At 49.7% G+C, this 19905-nt stretch carries 20 protein-coding genes, 1 tRNA gene and 1 pseudogene; 15 read left to right on the forward strand and 7 right to left on the reverse strand.

The window, feature by feature from the left end; translation table 11 throughout:
- Positions 1-40 precede the first annotated feature (40 nt).
- The gene (locus ACYUBO_RS05150; protein WP_460372867.1) at positions 41-370 is read right to left on the reverse strand and encodes an SWIM zinc finger family protein; all 330 of its coding nucleotides are present in this window, start codon (positions 368-370) and stop codon (positions 41-43) included.
- Positions 367-1074, reverse strand: coding sequence for a Nif3-like dinuclear metal center hexameric protein (locus ACYUBO_RS05155; RefSeq protein ID WP_460372869.1), 708 nt, complete (start codon positions 1072-1074; stop codon positions 367-369). The genes ACYUBO_RS05150 and ACYUBO_RS05155 overlap by 4 nt, the downstream gene beginning before the upstream one ends.
- A gap of 102 nt (positions 1075-1176) precedes the next feature.
- Between ACYUBO_RS05155 and ACYUBO_RS05160 the strand changes: the two genes are divergently transcribed.
- Genes ACYUBO_RS05160 through ACYUBO_RS05170 form a run of 3 tightly spaced genes read left to right on the forward strand, consistent with a single transcriptional unit; the run spans position 1177 to position 3772 of the window.
- Complete coding sequence (locus ACYUBO_RS05160; protein WP_460372871.1) at positions 1177-2685, forward strand: homocysteine biosynthesis protein; 1509 nt, start codon at positions 1177-1179, stop codon at positions 2683-2685.
- Positions 2682-3068, forward strand: a complete 387-nt coding sequence (locus ACYUBO_RS05165; RefSeq protein ID WP_300332298.1) for a 4Fe-4S binding protein — start codon at positions 2682-2684, stop codon at positions 3066-3068. Before ACYUBO_RS05160 ends, ACYUBO_RS05165 begins: the two co-directional genes overlap by 4 nt.
- Entirely contained in the window at positions 3065-3772 is a 708-nt protein-coding gene (locus ACYUBO_RS05170) for a UPF0280 family protein (RefSeq protein WP_527250160.1), read from the forward strand. The genes ACYUBO_RS05165 and ACYUBO_RS05170 overlap by 4 nt, the downstream gene beginning before the upstream one ends.
- 1 nt (position 3773) lies before the next feature.
- Here ACYUBO_RS05170 and ACYUBO_RS05175 read toward each other — a convergent pair whose 3' ends face one another.
- Positions 3774-4166 (reverse strand): hypothetical protein, encoded by a 393-nt coding sequence (locus ACYUBO_RS05175; RefSeq protein WP_460372875.1) that lies wholly within the window; start codon positions 4164-4166, stop codon positions 3774-3776.
- A gap of 35 nt (positions 4167-4201) precedes the next feature.
- Here ACYUBO_RS05175 and ACYUBO_RS05180 point away from each other — a divergent pair, with 35 nt between their 5' ends.
- Genes ACYUBO_RS05180 through ACYUBO_RS05200 form a run of 5 tightly spaced genes read left to right on the forward strand, consistent with a single transcriptional unit; the run spans position 4202 to position 7112 of the window.
- Positions 4202-4477 (forward strand): MarR family transcriptional regulator, encoded by a 276-nt coding sequence (locus ACYUBO_RS05180; protein WP_300332286.1) that lies wholly within the window; start codon positions 4202-4204, stop codon positions 4475-4477.
- A gap of 6 nt (positions 4478-4483) precedes the next feature.
- Positions 4484-5008: a tRNA (cytidine(56)-2'-O)-methyltransferase gene (locus ACYUBO_RS05185; protein ID WP_300332284.1), complete on the forward strand. Its 525-nt coding sequence runs from the start codon at positions 4484-4486 to the stop codon at positions 5006-5008.
- Positions 5005-6078 (forward strand): ATP-grasp domain-containing protein, encoded by a 1074-nt coding sequence (locus ACYUBO_RS05190; RefSeq protein WP_460372876.1) that lies wholly within the window; start codon positions 5005-5007, stop codon positions 6076-6078. Before ACYUBO_RS05185 ends, ACYUBO_RS05190 begins: the two co-directional genes overlap by 4 nt.
- The gene (locus ACYUBO_RS05195; protein WP_300332293.1) at positions 6078-6593 is read left to right on the forward strand and encodes a transcription factor; all 516 of its coding nucleotides are present in this window, start codon (positions 6078-6080) and stop codon (positions 6591-6593) included. The genes ACYUBO_RS05190 and ACYUBO_RS05195 overlap by 1 nt, the downstream gene beginning before the upstream one ends.
- A 42-nt stretch (positions 6594-6635) precedes the next feature.
- A complete protein-coding gene (locus ACYUBO_RS05200; protein ID WP_460372878.1) occupies positions 6636-7112 on the forward strand; it encodes an HD domain-containing protein in 477 nt (158 codons plus the stop codon).
- Between the two features lie 980 nt (positions 7113-8092).
- On the opposite strand, the gene ACYUBO_RS05205 is transcribed toward ACYUBO_RS05200, so the two are convergent.
- Both ACYUBO_RS05205 and trpY read right to left on the reverse strand, forming a co-directional pair.
- A complete protein-coding gene (locus ACYUBO_RS05205; protein WP_460372630.1) occupies positions 8093-9715 on the reverse strand; it encodes an IS1634 family transposase in 1623 nt (540 codons plus the stop codon).
- Between the two features lie 394 nt (positions 9716-10109).
- Positions 10110-10610 carry a TrpY family transcription regulator gene (gene trpY / locus ACYUBO_RS05210; RefSeq protein ID WP_460372880.1) on the reverse strand — a complete coding sequence of 167 codons (501 nt, stop codon included), beginning with the start codon at positions 10608-10610 and terminating at the stop codon, positions 10110-10112.
- Positions 10611-10816: 206 nt separating this feature from the next.
- Here trpY and ACYUBO_RS05215 point away from each other — a divergent pair.
- A tRNA-Leu gene (locus ACYUBO_RS05215) sits at positions 10817-10901 on the forward strand.
- A 124-nt stretch (positions 10902-11025) separates the two neighbouring features.
- On the opposite strand, the gene ACYUBO_RS05220 is transcribed toward ACYUBO_RS05215, so the two are convergent.
- Complete coding sequence (locus tag ACYUBO_RS05220; RefSeq protein ID WP_460372882.1) at positions 11026-12150, reverse strand: PKD domain-containing protein; 1125 nt, start codon at positions 12148-12150, stop codon at positions 11026-11028.
- 52 nt (positions 12151-12202) lie between these two features.
- Positions 12203-13396: a PEGA domain-containing protein gene (locus ACYUBO_RS05225; protein ID WP_460372884.1), complete on the reverse strand. Its 1194-nt coding sequence runs from the start codon at positions 13394-13396 to the stop codon at positions 12203-12205.
- A 46-nt stretch (positions 13397-13442) separates the two neighbouring features.
- On the opposite strand from ACYUBO_RS05225, the gene ACYUBO_RS05230 reads away from it, so the two are divergent.
- The 6 genes and pseudogenes from ACYUBO_RS05230 to ACYUBO_RS05255 all read left to right on the forward strand — a co-directional run bounded on the left by ACYUBO_RS05230 (position 13443) and on the right by ACYUBO_RS05255 (position 19882).
- On the forward strand, positions 13443-13775 hold the full coding sequence (locus ACYUBO_RS05230; RefSeq protein ID WP_460372886.1) for a hypothetical protein: 333 nt from the start codon (positions 13443-13445) through the stop codon (positions 13773-13775).
- Positions 13776-13887: 112 nt separating this feature from the next.
- Positions 13888-14211, forward strand: a pseudogene (locus ACYUBO_RS05235) (hypothetical protein); the annotation flags it as partial.
- Between the two features lie 136 nt (positions 14212-14347).
- Positions 14348-14542, forward strand: a complete 195-nt coding sequence (locus ACYUBO_RS05240) for a hypothetical protein (protein ID WP_460373618.1) — start codon at positions 14348-14350, stop codon at positions 14540-14542.
- Positions 14543-14612: 70 nt separating this feature from the next.
- A complete protein-coding gene (locus ACYUBO_RS05245) occupies positions 14613-15080 on the forward strand; it encodes a GyrI-like domain-containing protein (RefSeq protein ID WP_460372888.1) in 468 nt (155 codons plus the stop codon).
- A gap of 92 nt (positions 15081-15172) precedes the next feature.
- Positions 15173-17869, forward strand: a complete 2697-nt coding sequence (locus ACYUBO_RS05250; RefSeq protein ID WP_460372890.1) for a hybrid sensor histidine kinase/response regulator — start codon at positions 15173-15175, stop codon at positions 17867-17869.
- A 93-nt stretch (positions 17870-17962) separates the two neighbouring features.
- Entirely contained in the window at positions 17963-19882 is a 1920-nt protein-coding gene (locus tag ACYUBO_RS05255) for a beta-propeller domain-containing protein (RefSeq protein ID WP_460372892.1), read from the forward strand.
- Positions 19883-19905: the final 23 nt, after the last annotated feature.

Here is a 19905-nt window from a genome sequence, read left to right on the forward strand (position 1 = left end):
ATAGGTTCTGTTCGTCACCATAAATGGTTTCTCTTTGGAATCAGCCTGTATCGTCTCCATTTGTAGGTTCGCAATACCAGAGATCGAACTCCTCATAGAGGTGGCAGATATCAGCGATCTGAACCGCGATGCTGTGCCAGCAGACGCCACCCCGAAAGCGGAAATCATCACAGGTACAGAATCCATCTTCGACAATATATTCGTCAGATCGGCCAACGACGACCCAGAAGTCACGGTATTTTTTAACATTGCCATGCTCGGCTGCGAGAATTGCTTTTTCACCGCGTTCATGGTATGCATGGATGAGAGAACGCTTCGCCTCAGGTGACAGTTCCCGACTCTGTTTCAGCAGTACCCAGGGATTGATCATACAAGCAGGCAGCTTTCAGGGGGATCATCAATATATGTCCACCCCATCCTCCCCGAGAGAGCCTTCATGCCGGGCGATTCAAGGGCATAGTGTGTAGCTTCAATGCAGGGAAGTGGTATCTGGCGCCCGATGCTATGTTTCATCTCAGAGGAGATGAAGATCTCCGCGCCGCATCGTACTGCCTCATCCATGAGATCCGGTGAAAAACCTGATCCGCCTACAACAGCAACCCGATTATGGGTGGTGATTGCTCCATGAACCCGGACGCCACACCCAAGAAGCCGAATCAATTCATTGATCCCAAGGTGGCAGTCACCCACAATACCAAGGCTCATTCGTCTCCTGTTTGTTAATCCGATCTGATCGGCAAGCGCATCGTTAATTCCATTCTCTGCATGATCGAAATTCGTATGCATCACAAAGAGATTCATATCATTCTCAAGGAGTATTTTCAATATGCGCGCTGTTGTCCCCATGATCCGGGTAACGGGAGTAAAGAGGGGGGTGTGATGCACAACAAGCATATCTGCACCGAGATTTGCTGCTGACTGCACAACCTTCAGGGTTGGATCAAGTGCTGCAGCAACCACACCGATATCCTCTGTTCCCTCGACAACAAGTCCGATTCTGTTAGAATCGAACTCTTCTGCAAGCGATGCAGGGGCTATCTTCTCCATCTGATTGAGAAATGCGGATAGCTTCATGGATTTATGATTGAATCGGAGAAGGCATAGGTCTTGCGATGCGAAATATTACTCCTGGTTATTATTCGGAACCTTTTTTAATGCATGGAGAAGATATTGTGTATGGCAAAATCCATCGAAGAGATTAATCTCAAAATTCGCGATGGAAGTGCTGTCGTTGTCACTGCTGAGGAGATGCCTGATATCGTCTCCGAACTGGGCGAGGAAGGAGCCTTGCGCGAAGTTGATGTTGTGACAACAGGCACCTTCGGCGCGATGTGTTCTTCAGGAGCTTTTCTGAACTTCGGCCATGCTGATCCACCTATCCGGATGGAACGGATCTGGATCAATGATGTCGAGGCATATGCAGGGATAGCCGCAGTGGATGCATATATTGGAGCAACGCAGGAATCCACCACAGCAGGGTCAAAATATGGCGGGGCTCATGTTATCGAGGATCTCGTATCCGGCAGGCAGATTGAGGTTCGTGCAATCTCAAAAGGAACAGATTGCTATCCCAGGCGGACGATCACAACAGAACTCCTGCTTGAGGATCTGAACCAGGCGGTGATGGTCAATCCAAGAAATGCATACCAGTCTTATAATGCGGTAATCAACCGATCTGACCGGACACTCAATACCTACATGGGGATGCTCCTCTCAAACCAGGGAAATGTATCTTATTCCGGTGCCGGTCTCCTCTCCCCGCTTGCAAACGATCCTCATTTCAACCTGATTGGTTCCGGAGTTCCGTTGTTCATCGGTGGCGGAGAGGGTGTCATTATCGGAGAAGGAACACAGAGTTCTCCATCAAATGGTTTTGGTACCCTGATGGTAAGTGGAGATCTGAACTCAATGACTCCTGATTATCTTCGTGCCGCGAGTTTTACCGGCTATGGTGTCAGCCTGTATGTTGGTCTGGGTATAGCTCTCCCCATGCTGAATGTCGAGGCTGTCAGGAACTGTGCGGTTCGCGATGAAGATCTCATCACTTCTATCGTTGACTATGGGACTCCACGGAGAGACAGGCCGGTTGTTCGGACGGTATCATATGCCGAACTGAAAAGCGGACATGTTGAGATCGATGGCGAGATGGTCAGGACATCCTCACTGTCCAGCTACAGCCATGCCCGGCAGGTTGCTCATGAACTGAAAAGCCTGGTTGAGGCAGGATCATTTACGGTTGCACTCCCGACCCGACGAATTAATACGGCGAAAAGAAGTCATCCAATGAGGGAGACGCGGCAAACCCCGAGGATCTGCGAGATTATGAACCCTGCGGTTGCCACGATCACCGAAGACGAGTCGGTGAAGACTGCTGCCCGAAAACTCCTCAAGGGAGAGACAAACCATCTGCCGGTGATCGATTCCCAGGGGAAGCTGGTTGGGATCATCACAACCTATGATGTATCCAAGTCAGTTCTTCTTAAAGGCGATTCCCTGAAGGTGTCTGAGATCATGAGCAAGAAGGTCGTTGTCGTTACTCCTGACGAGCCTGTTGATGTGGCAGCACAACGGCTTGAACAGCATAACATCAGTGCGCTCCCGGTTGTTGATAGTGAGTTCCACGTGATTGGGATCTTAAATGCAGTTGATCTCGGCAAGCTCTTCTCACGGAGGTGGCAGCCATGAAACTCTTCCTGACTATTCAGAGGGATGTCGTGAAGCGTCCGCTCATTTCACAGGTGGTCCTTGAAACCGGGGTATTGATCAATGTCGAACGTGCCCATATCGATTCCAATGAAGGATGGGTACTGATAGATATCCCGGAGAAAGAGGAGGCGCGAATATCCTCCCGTCTCATCGAGCTTGGTGTGCAGGTGAAGAAGCTCGAAAATGCTGTTGTTCATGACGAACATGAGTGCGTTGAGTGCGGTGCCTGTCTCTCCATCTGCCCGCAGGAGGTCTTCTCATTTGATCAGGAGTTCCATCTGGTGATCAAGGAAGAGCGGTGCATCCTCTGTGGACAATGTGTATGTGCCTGTCCACACCAGGCACTCTCCATAAGGCAATGATCCGGCGGCATTTCGAGTACAAGCAGACGATCACGACAATCCTCGCTGACTGCGAAGCTGATATTGATCTGGCAAAGGCAGGAATTCTCGATGCACGCATAGCTGTCGAGGCGATGGTGGCTGCGGATCCTTTTTTTGCCTCGACCTTTGAGCCCTATGATCCAGGATCCGATCATCCGGTGATCTGCCGGATGGTGGATGCCTCATATGAAGCTCGTGTCGGGCCGATGGCAGCAGTTGCCGGCACAATCGCATGGGCAGGGGTTGAAGCGATGCAGGATGGGGGTGCTCTCTTTGGTGTTGTTGACAACGGGGGCGATATCGCTCTTATGACAGACCGTGTTCTCAGGATAGGGATCTATGCGGGCAGTGCCTCAGCAGGTGGGCAATCTGCATTTCTCTGCCCGCCACAGGAGAAGATATATGGCGTCTGTACTTCGTCTGCAACGGTTGGCCCGTCAATATCACTTGGAACAGCTGATGCTGCTACTGTCTTTTCCGATGATGTGTCAGCAGCAGATGCCTGGGCAACTGCACTCTGTAATCGCCTCTCAGCCGATGATCAGTCAGAGTTCGACCGCCTCTCCGGCTCACGGGTTCATGGTGCCGTTGCGATCTTTGGCGATTCTCTTTTTTCGTATGGTATTGTCCCTGAGATCGTTTCGGCAAAAATTGATATGAATCTGATCACACGTGGGATCTGACTTATTCAAATTCTTCTGCAAAGTGAATTGCAAGCCGGTGTGCATCCTTCCCTCTGAAGGTTGCAAGAATATCATTCCCTATTCTGACCTGGACAACCGGATTCTCCCCCTGAACGAGAAAAATAAGTTCGACAAGACCTATCTCTTCGAGGAGAGTACCTTTCTCAAGAGATGAAGCAGGCTGAAGGAGAAGTCTGTCGATGATCAACTCATCCGGGATCTCCCCAAACAGATAGATATAGACCTGATAGGCGTTGAGGAAGTCGGATATCAATAGTTCAGATCGAACCCCGGGTGTCAGGCTGGAGATTCCCTGCACCAGCCGATTGTCATCATCATCAGCATAGTCAAGGAGTTCGTCTGCAATGTCGGCGAGGGTAGCATTCTGGTTCACAACATATATTGTTTCTTTTCACTCCATAATACTCTGTGAAAGATGAAGAGGTTGACTGGGATGTCTATCATCGGATTGTCTGCAATCAGGCAAACACCGTTTCTGGTATAGAAGAGGTTTGCGGGTTATCGTCTGATGTGGTTCTTGCATCTGTTGATCGGCTCAAGCACTACCTCCTCATCAAAGAGGAGAACGGGCTGCTTCATCCTCTTGGGATTGAAGAGATGCTCCTCTCCTGCCGGATCCGGCATGCACAGGATCTTCCGTTCACAATCGAAAATGGTGTTATTAAGATGAAACAGGAGGATTAGAGCGCTATGGTTCGATCCGCTATACTCAGGATTGGCCACCGACATGATCGTGACCAACGGGTGACGACGCATGTCGGACTGACCGGACGTGCGCTTGGCGCAGATGGAATGTATCTTGCAGCAGATGATCCCGGGGTTGTTACGAGTATCGAGGGAGTTGCACGACGTTTCGGCGGGTCCTTCTTTGTTCAGAATAATGTCTCATGGAAGCGTTGTATCCGGGAGTTTCAGGAATCTGGTGGGGCTGTTGTACACCTGACGATGTATGGTCTCCGTATTCAGGACAAGATCGGCGAGATACGCACGCGCGAGAAGGTGCTTGTCATCGTTGGTGCCGAGAAGGTGCCTGGCGAGGTCTATGGTCTTGCCGATTATAATATTGCGGTAACAAACCAGCCTCATTCGGAGATAGCAGGACTTGCTGTCTTTCTTGACCAGTTGTATGAAGGAAAAGAACTGGATCTGGAGTTTCCTGATGCAGAGATCAGTGTTGTTCCCTGTGAATGTGGCAAAGAGATGGTCGAGCGGTGACAAAGACGGTTCTTGTCGCGGGGTTTGCCACACGGCATGTTGCGCGATCTGCGAGAAGGGCGGGTTACCGGGTTTGTGCGGTCGATCACTTCTGTGATTTGGATCTTGGATGGAGTGTTTCGGATTACGAGGGGTTCCTGGAACTCACCGATCTCCCCGTGGCAATTGAGAAGATTCTATCGCGCAATTCGATCGACCATCTGGTGCTCACCTCAGGTGCCGAGTCAGCGATCTGTCCTGGTATCCCGCGCGCAGGTACCTGTCCGGAGACCATCCAACCATTTCTTGATAAATCTGCAACCCAGTCATTCTTCTCCCGGTTGGCTGTGCCCCATCCCGAAATTGCTGAAGAGGGCAGATATCCCATTATGATCAAGCCCGTCTGCGGTGCAGGGGGCTGGAGGAACGCGATTGTCAGGACAGAGGAGGAGAAGAAAGCATGGATTGAAGATTTTGATCTTCCCTATATCTGCCAGCAGTTTGTTTTGGGACTTCCTGCAAGCGTCTCCTGTGTCTCAGATGGCAGACGGGCTGTAGCTCTTGCAGCCAATGAACAGATCCTCCGTGGATCAGGTGATTCTGCATTTGGCTTTGCCGGATCGATTACGCCGTGCGATCACCCGCTTGCAGGTGAGATGATGGCAATAGCCGAGCGGATTGTTGCTGCGAGCGGGTGTATCGGGTCAGTCGGCGTTGACTTTGTGCTTTCTGATGAAGCTGTGGCGATTGAGGTGAACCCACGGTTCCAGGCGACACTTGATACGGTCGAGGGATCTACAGGAGCAAATCTCTTCTCCCTGCATATGGATGCCTGTTCCGGAAGACTGCCCCTTGAAAGGCCACAACCGACCCGATATTCCGCCCGGCGTATCCTTTTTGCCGGGAAGGATTGCGTGGTTCGATCACGGCTGGATCGGTTCGCTGCGATTGCTGCTGATATCCCCCACCCCGGAACAGAATTTGCCAAAGGGGATGCAATGATCAGTGTTTTTGGATATGGGTCGTCAAGAGATGATGCCCTTTTGATGCTGGATAACCATATTAGTATCATACGCCAATATCTTGAATGATGCAACAAGTGGAAGAATTGTTAGAGAAGCAGGCGATCCATTCTTTTTTCCTCCGTCTTGTTGGTGAGGAAGGAATTCAGCTCCTGCTGCGGTTCCCCGATAACGGAGAGCATAGTGATGAGGAGCTTGCTGAAAAAACCGGGATCAACCTGAATTCCGTCAGGCATACTCTCTATACCCTTTATGAACGAAGACTTGCTGTCTACCGGAGGGTGAAAGACAATGAAACCGGCTGGCTTACCTATCTCTGGCACCTGCAACTTGATCAGCTGGATCCTGTGCTGGCCGAAGATCTGGAAAGGGTGAAGGAGAAGCTTGTCGCACGTGAGAGGTATGAGGAGGAGAACGACTTTTATCTCTGCAAGACCTGTGGTGCTATGCATACCTTTAACGAGGCATATAAACATGATTTCTCCTGCATCACCTGCGAAGTTCCGCTCTCACACTTTGATAACGAGATGCTCGCTCTTGCTCTCCGGCGAAGGCTTGAAGCTATCAGTGAGACACTCGGATAACCTCTTTTTTGTATGGACTTTCCAACCTCGATAGATGAGTCAATGTGTCTTTGGCATCTGGTTGGCGCTGGTTGTTCTCAGAAGGTGATCGCCCATGCGCGAGCGGTTGCCGGTGTTGTTTCTGAGTTTCTTGATGACGAAGCCGTCGACGGGAACTTAGCAACCTGCGGGGCTCTTCTTCATGACATCGGCAGATCAGAGAGCCACTCACTGGATCATGCAATAATTGGCGGTGACATCTGCCGTGAGCGCGGGCTCCCCGAAGAGATCGCACGTATCGTTGAGCGGCATCTTGGAGCCGGACAGACCGCAGACGAATACCTTCAGTTCGGCCTTCTTCCAAGGGACTGTATGCCCATGACCCTTCCCGAGAAGCTTGTCGCTCATGCAGATAATCTGGTGAAGGGGACGTCCGTGATTCATATCGAGGAGCGGATGATGAAGATCCTTGATCTTCCAAAGAAGAAGCGGCGCCGGACCTATCGGCTGGCACTTGAAATGGAACTGTTCAGGAGATGAAAGCCGGAAAGGTCTGATTTTTCACATTCTCTCTCCCTTATATTCTATCTCTATAATCGCACAATCTGGAAGACCTTACCCCTCGCACCTCCGGGGGGGCACTGCCTACCCCCTTCGGTTCTCAGGGTAGGCGGCCTCTCGGCCACCGAGCGGGGCTCGCCGCCCCGCCGAGAGGATAACTGCGCTTCGCGCTCATGCTGTTGTACTGGATCTCAGTTCATCTAACAGATACCGATTCTCCGTCCACCTATGAATAAAATCGATGTTTGACGCGCTCTGCCGCTCCCTCAAGAAGGAGAACACCACCTACCTGCAATCGCAATCGTACACATGCTATGCTGCGCCTCCAGGGGCTTACTCTCACCCGAATCAGGCACCTGTGCTCCCCGCGATTGCCTGGACCCCCATGTTATCCTCACTCCCCCCTTCAGGTGAAGGGGGCAGGGGGTTTGCCGGAGGGAGGAGTGTCACAGGACAGCAGATACACAAAGGATACACACCTGCCTGTAAGCGCTTGTCGAAATAGGCTGAATCAAGTATGGTATGACCCCTCGCCCCTTAGGGGGGGCACTGCCTACCCCCTTCGGTTCTCGGAGTAGGCGGCCTGGCGGCCACCGAGCGGGGCGTGTCGCCCCGCCAGTGAGGATAACTGCGCTTTGCGCTTATGCTGTTGTACTGGATCTCAGTTCATCTCACAGATATCGGATCTCCGTCCACCCATGCATAAAATCAATGGTTGACGGATTCTGCTGCTCCCATACGAAGAGTTGAAAGAAAGCTTGCTGCAATCGCTGGCGTACTATCTCTTATACAGAACCTCTATGGGCTTACTCTCACCCGAACCAGGCACCGGTGCTCATTAGCGGTTGCCCGGACCTCCCTGATATCCTCATTCCCCCTTCAGGTGAAGGGGGGCAGGGGGGTTTGCCAGAGGTAAGAGTGTCACAGGACAATAGATCTCGCATTCGGCAGCTAATTTTTCACGCATAATATTTTTCCACCCCAGACCCGAACAGCCGCGTTATATCCTGTAATTCATCTGTATAATTGAGAATACGGCATTCAACCCCTGCATCAGTCACTTCTTCAATCTGCCGAACCCGCCTGAAGAGATGGTAGATCCGTTTTGTCGTCGGTTTGTCGGTCTTCTTCTTGACATCACGAACCGTCTTCTTCTGCTCCTTAAGGATCTCCCTGATCTGCCATTGAGTAACCGTGTACACCATTAGACTGAGCACCATTAGCATTGAGACTGCGGCTATTCTATTCGGGTTTTTCAGAAAGATCTCTGAGATATGGAAGCTATTATCCTTTAAAAACCGGAAGCCGCGTTCAACTGCACCCTGCTCCTTGTACCAGTCGAGAAGTGTATCAGGATCGATCTCACAATCGTTTGTGGCGAGAATGAACCGTCCAAGCCGCTCTTTCTCCCGGTGCACCTCATCATCATTAAACATCAGCTTACAAGAGATGAGGAAGACCTCCTTCAACTCCTCTCCAATTTTTGGCCGCCCCTTCTTACCATCTGCACGACGGTGCTTGGTTATCACAAGAATGTTGCCAGGTAGGTATCGGTGATGTTTTCCAAACCATCGTTCAAGTTCAGCACGTGCATCAGTTTCACAGGCATATTCATGAGAAAATATCTTTTTCAGAGCGGTTTCATCCTTTTTTCGTTGCTTTTCTATGCGGGATGTGAACTTCTTTTCCGATCTGGTTTGTTGATCCCGTGAATGGTACAGCACCCATTTCTGAGGGATATCAGCATACCCAGATTGGAGTTCGTGGTAGTGATACCGGTCATCGGCACAGGGTTGCCAGGTGACGCCTTCCAGGTGAATGAGTGTTTTTGCTTCTTTAATCGTGTTTGGAACATGAGAGATCCAGTAACACTGGGTTCCCAGGGTTTGGAGATTTAATTTCGTATAAAACGCTGAATCTGCGATATGGTAGATTCGTTGATCGGTCACCAGATTATTCCGGACAGCCTGAATTGACCTGAGAAGGGATTTTTTATCCGAGGCATTCCCGGAGAGGGGTTCCATGAAGACGGGAATGCCATGCTGGTTGGTGACCAGGGTTATGACGAATTGGTTGAGATCGTTTCGGTGATCTTTGGAGTGGCCACGGACAATCTGAATTAGTCGTGTTCCAAAATCACTGTCATACTCTCCTGTTACCTTAAAAGAGCTTGTATCATGATGAAGTCGAGGAGAGTCCTGAGGTTTGGGAGGTTCGGGTGTGAGCTTTTTCATCATGGTGAGGCTGATTGCAGTGAAGAGCTGGGTCGGGTTAAACCGTGCAATTGCATCCAGCGTCTCACCAAAGAGAGATTCATTAAGATGATCAGGATGGATTCCCGGACCAAGGAGTCGTTCTGTTGCAATATCATCGAAGTAATCCGGCATGATATAGAGCCGCCGCTCCACAAAGCCGAGAGAGTTGAGGAGAAGTGCTTTGACAGCGGTGCCATGGGAGACGATGTGATGCCGTTTCTTGGGTATGAGTTCGTCAATGAGATCGCCGATCCCAAGCGAGTCATACACACCGGCAACGAGCCCAAGATGGGATATTGTGACATTCGAGCCATCTACAAGAGCCATAGTAGAACAATTGAATATTAAACATGTACTCTCATATAAAACTATGTACGTAAATGTTTGATAGTTGGATCTTTACTGCCGAAGACCGGATAGATAAACAAATGATACGCACCTGCCTGTAAGAGCTTGTCGAAATAAGCAGAATCAAGTATAGTATAACCCCTCGCCCCTTTGGGGGGGGGCACCGCCATCCCCCTTCGGTTCTCAGGGTAGGCGGCCTGGCGGCCACCGAGCGGGGCGTATCGGCCCGCCGAGAGGATAACTGCGCTTCGCGCATATGAGTTGTCCTAGGCCTCTAATACATGCACAATAATAATGGATGCTGCTTGTAAGCGACTGCTGATCAAAGCAGATTCAGGTATGGTGTGCCGGTCATTTATTTCTAATCCGGTTCTCAGAGTATGAGCCGCTTCACCTGCGGCAGCTCTCTTAAATCTTCGATGACTCCGTGGGGGAGAGCTCCGTCGATGATCATCACAAGTTTTGGCTCTTCTGAAAAGATCGGATCGGTTACAAATAACTGGCGGATTGATAGGTCGTACTCTGCCAGTACCCTGACAGCCGATGCAACAATATGTTTGTCTGAAGCGTTCTTTGGGATGAGGGTAATGATTGCGAGTCCGAGCACTTCTGCAACCTGCGAGAGATCCGGTGTCACGCGGATGTTACAGAAGACCTGGCGCAGGGTCTCGTGATCGAGGATACTGCGGGCGGTGGTGTCGACGACACGCCTGTCAACACCTATTGCACGCGCTACCTGGGTGGCGGGCATCTCGATCCCGTTTGCGGTGACCTTCCCTGATTCATTGACTCCAAACCCATTTTCGAGGAAAAATCTGACAACGCGGAGTTGTGACGGGGAATCTGAGAAGGCATCAACGATATCGTACCACATAGTCACCTGATTGTTGGTGTCATGACGGAAAAAGGATGCGATGTATAATGATGCAGGATAATGTGTATCAGTATACATGGTTGCCAGAGATGGGGCAGGGAAATGAAGGATTGTTCAATCAACCGGGATGAATATCCCCTCTCCGCTTGGAAAGCGAGATCGATAGCATTTTTAAGGATAGCATCGTATTTGTTTAAGTCAACCGAGCGAGGGTTGCCGAGCCAGGTCAAAGGCGCTAGCTTGAGGGGCTAGTCTCGTAGGGGTTCGCCGGTTCGAATCCGGTCCCTCGCATTTTCTTTTACTATCTTCTTGCGTTTAGGAATATTATCCTTTCAATGTCTTGATAATCCTCAACAAATGAAAACCATTGAAAATGCAAAAATGAATTTATTTTGGCTCTTCTGACTCCGTCTTCTTATCCCATCCCAAAGAGCCCTTTAAAGAACCCCAGGATCATGTTCAGGATGTTTTTTTCCTCTTCAATCTCTTTTTCAAGCGCTGCGATCTGAGCCTGAATCTCCTCCTGTTCTGCCGCCAGTCTATCCATCTCGACCTGATCGACTACTCCATATGTCTGGATGGGTATGGGTGTCGGGGTTGGAGTCGGGGTTTCTGTTTGTGCCGCCTCTCCTTCTTCCATCAAAATGATGATCTCTGTCTCATCAATCGCAATTGTTTGTATTGTTGAATTGGTAGTATAGCCTGTTCTCGTGACTGATATGCGATATTCATCACTAGCCCCTTTTCTGAGGTTGTCTGAGACGATGCCATCTGTTCCTGTAATGCCCAGCTCGACTGAATTAACAAAAACTCTGGCAGCATACAGTGGATCATCGGTATCTGCATCGAGTATGAGGAGTTTAACATTATTGCCCCTTTCCAAATAGATTGTATCTTCCTTATCTGCACCATTTACGGCGAGTTGTTCCTCAACATCCTTAAAAGTAAAAGCTGAGATGTACACTGAGTATTGGCCATCATATAGGCTGAATGAGGAGACACCATCGGTATTGGTAGTCTTCACCGATGAATACGAATCGTCTCCGGTTATTCTTATCCTCACCCCGCTAACCAGGTTATTATTCGAACTGTCCTTGAAAGTATATGTGATATTGTATGCGACAGCGGGGGTGGGTGTAGGAGTTGCAGTGGGTGTAGGAGTTGCAGTGGGTGTAGGGGTTGGTGTTTCTGTAACATCTTCTTCTGGAGGTGCTTCCGGCTCACTTACTATGATATAGTCTGCTTCAATCTTTGTATCCGAGCCCTCTGTATTCGTTACTGTCAGGCTGACGGTGTATGTGCCTGCGGTAACGTATGTGTGTGCGGGGCTCTGTTCTGCTGAGGTGTTGCCGTCACCAAAGTCCCATGACCATGATGTCAGGTTGCCTGTGGAGGAGTCTGTAAACTGCACGGCTAGCGGTGCTTCACCACTGTTTGGATCTCCAGTGAAATCAGCAGCCGGTTCCGGTAGAGTATCCGCCTGCACCGTCGAGATACAGAGAAAAAGGATGATGAGAGATATAAGAATGGATTTTTTCATAAAATTTGATTTGAATAATTAAAAGATAATAGTTTCGATTTGATGGTCTCCATCATCTCCTCTTCAGGGCGACAATGAGCACTCCACAAATCCCGAGAGCAGCAATGGCAGCAACCGGCAGACTACCTGATTCTTCTGTTGCAGGTGGTGTTGTTTCTATAAGTGTAGCTGAGACGGGTGTGGACTGACGGGCGTTCACCTGCACCGTCCCCATCCAGTCACTATGCCCCTGCATCTTCAGAGTAATCTGATGGCTTCCAGCATCGATATCCGGGACAATAACTGGCGTAATGCCCCGGAAGAGGTTGTCTATATAGACCTCGGCACCGGAGGGGTTCGAGGAGAGCTCCACAGTACCGGTGGTCACTGGTTTGGGCATCGGCGAGGGAGAGGGTGCGGTCTGATCCATTGTTCCGGTCACATATTTGATCCCTCCGCCGGTTACGGTTACGGCGGTTGTATAATCATAGTATCCGGCTTTCTTCAGCGAGATCGTGTGCTTTCCTGTTGAAACCCCGACAATATCGAAATAATCGTTTGAAACAGTAACTCCTTTGTAATTGCCGTCGAGATAGATTGAAGCGCCGGCAGGGTTTGATTGAACTGCAACAGAACCGGTGGAAGGGGTTGCCGGTGTCAGATATGGATTCAGGGTGGTGGTCTGGCCGGGGGTGATCAGGAATGTGTCTGTGAACTTCTGGTACCCGGCGAGCCTGAGCTCAAGGGTATGGGTTCCGGCACTGAGACTGCCGACGGTCATCGAAGTGTGGCCGCGATACGATCCATCAACATACACATCCGCCCCCGGAGGCTGTGACTGAATGGAGAGTAATCCGGTTGTAGGTTTGATCACTATAAGGGATGCAAATATCTGGGTGGTCTGGCCTGAGCTTGCGGAATAGATCCCGGACCATGATTCATATCCCGGGTACTCGACCTGGACACGGTGTGTTGTCCCGGTGGTCACACGGTAGTCGGGAAGAGGGGTTGTTCCGGCATAGACTCCATCTATCCGGATGGTTGCACCATGGGGCAGGGAGTCGATTGAAAAGTATCCATCAATCGCCGGAGTTGGTGTTGGCTGTATCTTTTCCAGTACTACGTGTACAGTTTTTGTCTCTCCCGCAGCCGGATGAGGTGATGCTACTGTCTTTGAAATGTATCCTCCCTCCGAGATGACGAGTGACTGCGGTGGAGTTCCTGTCACATAGACTTCAATATCGAGCGGTGTTATCCCCTTGTGCACTCCATCGAGCGTCACATCGGCTGTAGATGGATCTGAGGTGACCCTGATGGTTCCAACCTCACCCCCAATCGGTGGGATCACAGGTCCAATAGGTTCAGGAGTGGGTGTAGGGGTAGGAGTTGGGGTAGGAGTTGGGGTAGGAGTTGGGGTTGGAGTTGGAGTTGGAGTTGGGGTAGGTGTAGGAGTAGGTGTTGGGGTAGGAGTAGGTGTTGGGGTAGATGTTGGGGTAGGAGTGGGAGTAGGAGTGGGTGTAGGAGTAGGGGTAGGTGTAGGAGTTGGAGTTGGGGTGGGTGTTGCGGTCTCATTCGAATCAGCTGAAACAGGAGTTGCCATGAGGATCAGGAGAATAATACATGATCCAATTATGAGCGTCAAATAATTGAAAGGACGTCGATTAGTGCGCATAATCCTGGTTGGTTTAGAAATCTTAAATAGTGTAACATATTGATCTCCTTTCTTATGTTTTGCTCAGGAAGCCAGGAGGAAAAGGCATGCAGGCTTGTCGGTATTATAAAGGAACCGGAGTTACCGGAGAGGTTGCATCGGCTGATATCCAGCGGCTCCATAGTGCGAGTCCACATATTCTCAGTGCAGCAGTCTTTAATTGGGAACCACTGATCGTGACAGCTTATCCAGATTCTTCACAGGTTGTTGGATCCAGTCTCAGTTTCAATCCAGAGACTCTCCGTGTGATCAGTGAGGGTGAACGTCATATGTCTCTGGTTTTTCTCTCAGCAGAAGAAATACCCGGTAGTGTGGTGATCATGCACCCGGTTTTTGGATCGGAGGATAAAATAATTGGCGGCGTTAGCACCCTTATCACTCCTGCAACAGCGATCCCTGAGGTGACGGCATCACATTTCACTGATACCAATCTCAGCCTGATCGTCGACCAGGTTGATACAACCATCCTCTATGATTCTGATCCGAAACAGAGCGGACTATCAATTGATGAATCAGATCTATTCCGCATCCCCCACCCTGCATACCATGGTCGGGAAGAAGAGGGTGAACCCGACCGGAACAGAAACGTACGAATTCGTCAATCCGGTATCTGGCGAGACTGTGAAGAAAGAGATCGTCTGGACAACAGTTGTTCTTCACCATACCGAATGGAGGGTCTCGGTCTTCTGGTTGATCCAGTGAATCTCTTCTTTCAAGGATTTTCTTCAAATACAAGATTCATTTTTTATCCTACTGATACAGATAATCATCCATGCGATCTATACTGACCGTTGATGCCCCCACCCAGAAGGTGATTGGGATCAGGCGAACAGGACGTTATGAAGAGATTGGATCGATGATTATGGAGCTTGCATCATTCATCGAAGAACACAAAATCACTGTCATCGGTCCTCCCGCATTCATCTGCCATGAAGAGAGCCTGAATGCTGTGCAGTCGGCAGCAGAAGCCGGAAGTGCGGATATAGAAGTTGCCTTTCCAATTGAAGGGGAGGGGAAGGGAAGCGGCGATATCCGTATCTATGAGCTCCCCGGCGGACAGATGGTTCGGATCATCCATATGGGACCATACCGTGAGTTGCCGGATACCTATCAGGAACTCTTCAGGTGGCTTGGAGATAATCATCTCGTCATAACCGGACCTGTCCGGGAAGTCTATATCAATGATCCAAAGACCACTGAAGAGGATCTTCTGGTGACCTGGATCTATGCCCCAATCTGATTTTTGTAATTAACGGCATAATCCTGTTGTACCGGATGATTCAATCTGTCTCCTTCCACAAGCCTTATACCCAATCAATTCAATCATCATCCATGAAACCGCCCGGTTCTGTCATTCATCCAATCAGAGTCCTCTATGTTGATGACGAGCCGGCACTCCTTCAGATCTGTAAGATCTATCTAGAGAAGAAAGAGCATTTTGAGGTTTTTCTCTCTAAGAATCCAACAGATGCCATTGCTCTCTTATCAAAACAATCATTTGATGCAATCATCTCAGATTACCAGATGCCGGGTATGGATGGTCTCCAGTTTCTCAAATATCTCCGTGAGCAGGGAGATGAGACACCGTTTGTCATCTTCACCGGAAAAGGCAGGGAAGAGGTGGTCATTGAGGCTCTGAACTCTGGGGCAGATTTCTATCTCCAGAAAGGCGGCGATCCAAAGGCACAGTTTACCGAACTTTCACAGAAAATCAAGTACGCTGTTGCACGTAAGAGAAGCGAATCGGCACTCAGGGAGAGCGAGGATCGGTACCGGAATGTCATTGAGGATATGGATGAGCTGATCTGCCGGTTCCATCATGATGGAAGGATCATCTTCGTCAATGATGCCTATTCCCGCCATTTCGGGTTATCCCTGGATGATCTTATCGGGAGCAGTTTCAAACCCGGGATACATCCTGATGATCAGGAAAAAGTCTCATCCCTCTTCTCAGCCCTTACGCAGGATCACCCCTCAGGTATGATTGAGCAGCGGGTGATCATGCCGGACGGGCGGATCGTCTGGCAGAGATGGAGCACCCGGGCGATCTTCGATAAAGATGGAGTTATCACAGAATACCAGTCAGTTGGTCGTGATATTACCGAACTGATGGAACGGGATAATAAGCTCAAGAGAGCCAATGACGAACTCCTTGCAGCCAACGAAGAGCTCACCGCTATCGAAGAGGAATTGCGGCATCAATATGATGATATACGTGCCGCCCAGAAAGAGGTTCGGTTATCTGAGGCACGGTACCGTGCCATCTTTGAGTACACAAGTGCTGCATCAATCATCATTGAGGAAGATACGACGATATCCCTCGCCAATACCGCATTTATAGATTTAGCCTGTTCTACAAAGGAAGAGGTAGTCGGGCGGAGCTGGACCGAATTTGTCAGCCCGGATGATCGGAAGAGGATGCTTCAGTATCACGAGCAAAGGAGAGATGCAACAGTATCTCCTCCCAGAAGCTACGACTTTACTTTTATTGATAAAAACGGAGGTGCCCACTCCACCCATATAACGGTTGGAATGATTTCAGGCACACGCCAGTCTGTTGCATCCTTCTATGATATCTCTGACCGTGTCGAGATGGAAGAGGCGATCAGGAAGAGTGAGGAGCAGTACCGGATGATTGCCGAGAACATCACGGAGACGATAACAGTTCTTGATCTCTCGATGAATTTTACCTATGTGAGTCCTTCTATCACGGCTTTACGGGGATATACCGTTGAAGAGGTGATGCAGCAGTCGTTAGCAGACATATTGACTCCGGAATCCTTAAGAACCGCTTTTGAACAGCTTGATGAAGAGAGTCGGCTTGAAGCAGAGGGTTCCGCTGACCCGGCCAGAGTTGTTATCCTGAACCTAGAGGAGTACCGAAAAGACGGATCAACAATCTGGGTTAGCAATATCATGAAGTTCCTCAGAGATGAAGATGGGAGACCCAGGTCAATACTCATCCTCTCGCGTGATATCACCAATCAAAGAGCCGCAGAACAAGCCCTGAAGGAGAATGAGCTCTTCAACAGAACACTGATAGAACATCTTCCGGACTATATCCTCCTCTATGGAACAGATGGCAGAATCCTCTATATCAATCCTTTAGCAGCTGATGCATTAGGGTATATTGTAGATGAAATGATTGGAACCGATGTCCTCAGCTATGTGGCAGAAGAATATCGTGACAGTATTCATAACAAGATAGCCCTTCGACTGCAAAAACAGCATATTCCACCATATGAGATCGATATCATCTCAAAGACAGGTGATCGGTATTCCGTCCTGATTAAAGGTGCAATCATCAGGTATCACAATAAAGAAGCAGTCCTGCTTGTCCTTACTGATATTACCGAGTGGAAAGCAGCGGAGATCGCGCTTCATAACGCCAATAAAAAACTACAATTACTCTCCGGCATTACCCGGCATGATATCCAGAATACGCTAACCGTTTTGCAGGGATACCTTTCCCAGGTAATTGATCATAATGACGATTCAGATCTCATTAATTACCTGAATGAGATAGAATGTGCCGCAGATGCTATCGAGGAGCAGATTGCGTTTACAAGCCAGTATGATGCCTGTGGAGCAAACATCCGCTGGCAGAAGATCTCAAAATCTATTACGGATCTTCCGACTGGTACCATCACCATCCAGAACGATTGTACCGAGCTCTCTATTCTGGCGGATCCTATCCTCCAGAAAGTCTTTTCCAACCTGTTGGACAATACCATCCGGCACGGTCAGAAAACAACCCGGGTACATCTTTTTTGTGAAATAAAAGATGATGAATGCAGAATTATCTGGGAGGATAACGGGATTGGCATACCATCTGATCAGAAAGAGATGATATTTAAACGGGGTGTTGGGAAGCATACCGGTTTTGGTCTATTCCTCAGCCGTGAGATCCTCCTTATCTCAGGGATAACGATTCATGAAACAGGCACATATGGGGAAGGGGCGCGATTTGAGTTGCATATTCCAAAGGGTATGTGGCGGGTCGATTCAAATAATACCAGTTTTACGTAACCCTTTGGTGTTATCCTTTAACTTCGAAAAAATCCGCAGTTTACAGAAGCTATTTCCAGAACCCCGCTCTTCTTACAGTAAAGGAGTGATATTATGCAGAACCGCTATCTCATCGCAACCCTTCTTCTCGGCATCCTTGTCATAGGAGCAATCATTGGATTTGCCCTGCTGAACCCGCAGGTGCATTCACCGGAAGGAGGGCCGGTGAAGTTTGCTAACGAACAGGAGGTACAGAAGTACTTGGTACAGTCAGAGGCCTCCGGCTATTCGTCCCGGTGGATGAATACGGCAAAATCCGAAGATATGGCCGCTATGCCCCCTGCTGCCCAGGCAGGAATGCCGATCCCGATGCCAACCTCAGCCGGTGGCGCAGTTGAGTATTCGACGACGAATATCCAGGTGCAGGGGGTGGATGAAGCTGATTTTGTTAAAAATGACCAGAAATACATCTATCTCATAACCGGCGGCAGGTTCATCATTGTTGATGCCTTCCCGCCTGAGAATGCAAAGATAATCTCCAACATCAGTCTCTCCGGCAGTCCGCGTGAGATGTACCTGTCCGGTTCAACGGTTGTGGTCTTCTCAGACGAAACGATCGAAGAGTTCCAGCAGGTTGAAGGCAGTGCCGCCCCCGTGCCGGTCAGGCGGCAGGTAACAAAGGCTGAGATCTATGATGTCACAGACCGCTCAAAGCCCTCACTCATCAGGACAATCACCGCATCAGGAACATATGCCTCATCAAGGATGACTGATGGGATCGTGTACCTCATCACTCAGGAGTACCCGCAGAGGAGGGGATCAGATATCCCGATGCCTTTGGTGACAGATGGGAGCAGCACCTATACGCCAGATATCTGGCGGTTTGACGATCTCGAAGGGCCATTCATCTTCCAGACGATCACTGCCTTTGCACCCACGCGATCATCATCCCTGTCAACAGAGAGTTATCTTGTCGGCTATTCATCGACCTTCTATGCAACTCCCTCACATCTCTATGTCGCCTACACACACTATGGCGATCGCTACCGTTCCGGCTGGATGGAACCTGCTGACCCGGCAGGTCCCTCAACGATCATCCACCGGTTTGATCTGAACCGGGGAAACCCTGTATGGAGACAGAGTATGATCGCACAGGGAACACTCCTCAACCAGTTCTCACTTGATGACTACCAGGGTCATCTCCGTGTTGCCACAACTGTTGAGGAATATGGATCAAATGGCTTCCAGACTTCTTCAAGCATAACAATCTTCGATCGATCTGGAACTATCACCGGTGAGATCACCGGGATTGCGCCGACCGAGCGTATATTTGCTGCCCGTTTTATCGGGGAAAGATGCTATCTTGTCACATTCCGCCAGATCGATCCTTTCTTTGTGATCGATCTTGCCGACCCGAAGAACCCGAAGATCCTCGGTGAACTGAAGATCCCCGGTTATTCGGATTATCTCCATCCCTTTGATACGAATCATATAATTGGAATTGGAAAAGATACCGGGGAGACAGCATGGGGAGGCTTCACCACTACAGGCGTAAAAGCGGCCCTCTTTGATGTGTCAGATGTCGCAAATCCGGCACTGAAAGATTCGATCACCATCGGCGGTTCAGGGAGCGACTCCGAGATCCTCCGGGATCACAAGGCATTCTACTTCAATCCAAAGACCAGCGTGATGGTGCTCCCGGTCACGATTGCTCAGGGGTATGGTTCCGGCTATGTCTGGCAGGGATCCTATGTCTACGAAATAACACCTGAAGATGGTTTCACACTTAGGGGCATCGTCCCGCAGTACAGGGGAGATGAACCGCCGGAGCAGGACCGCTGGCCGACAGCAGTAAAACGATCTCTCACCATCGGTGATATGCTGGCTACCATATCAGAGAACGCAATCGTACTTGTGGATATTCGGGAGCCATCACATCGGTATGGATCGATTGACCTTCCAATGACAACCAGTGGATATGGATACTGGAACGGACCAATATGGCGGGACATGCCTGTTCCATCTCCGAATTAATGATTTTTGAGGATGGAAGAAAT

The organism is Methanocalculus sp. MC3, assembly GCF_054767395.1.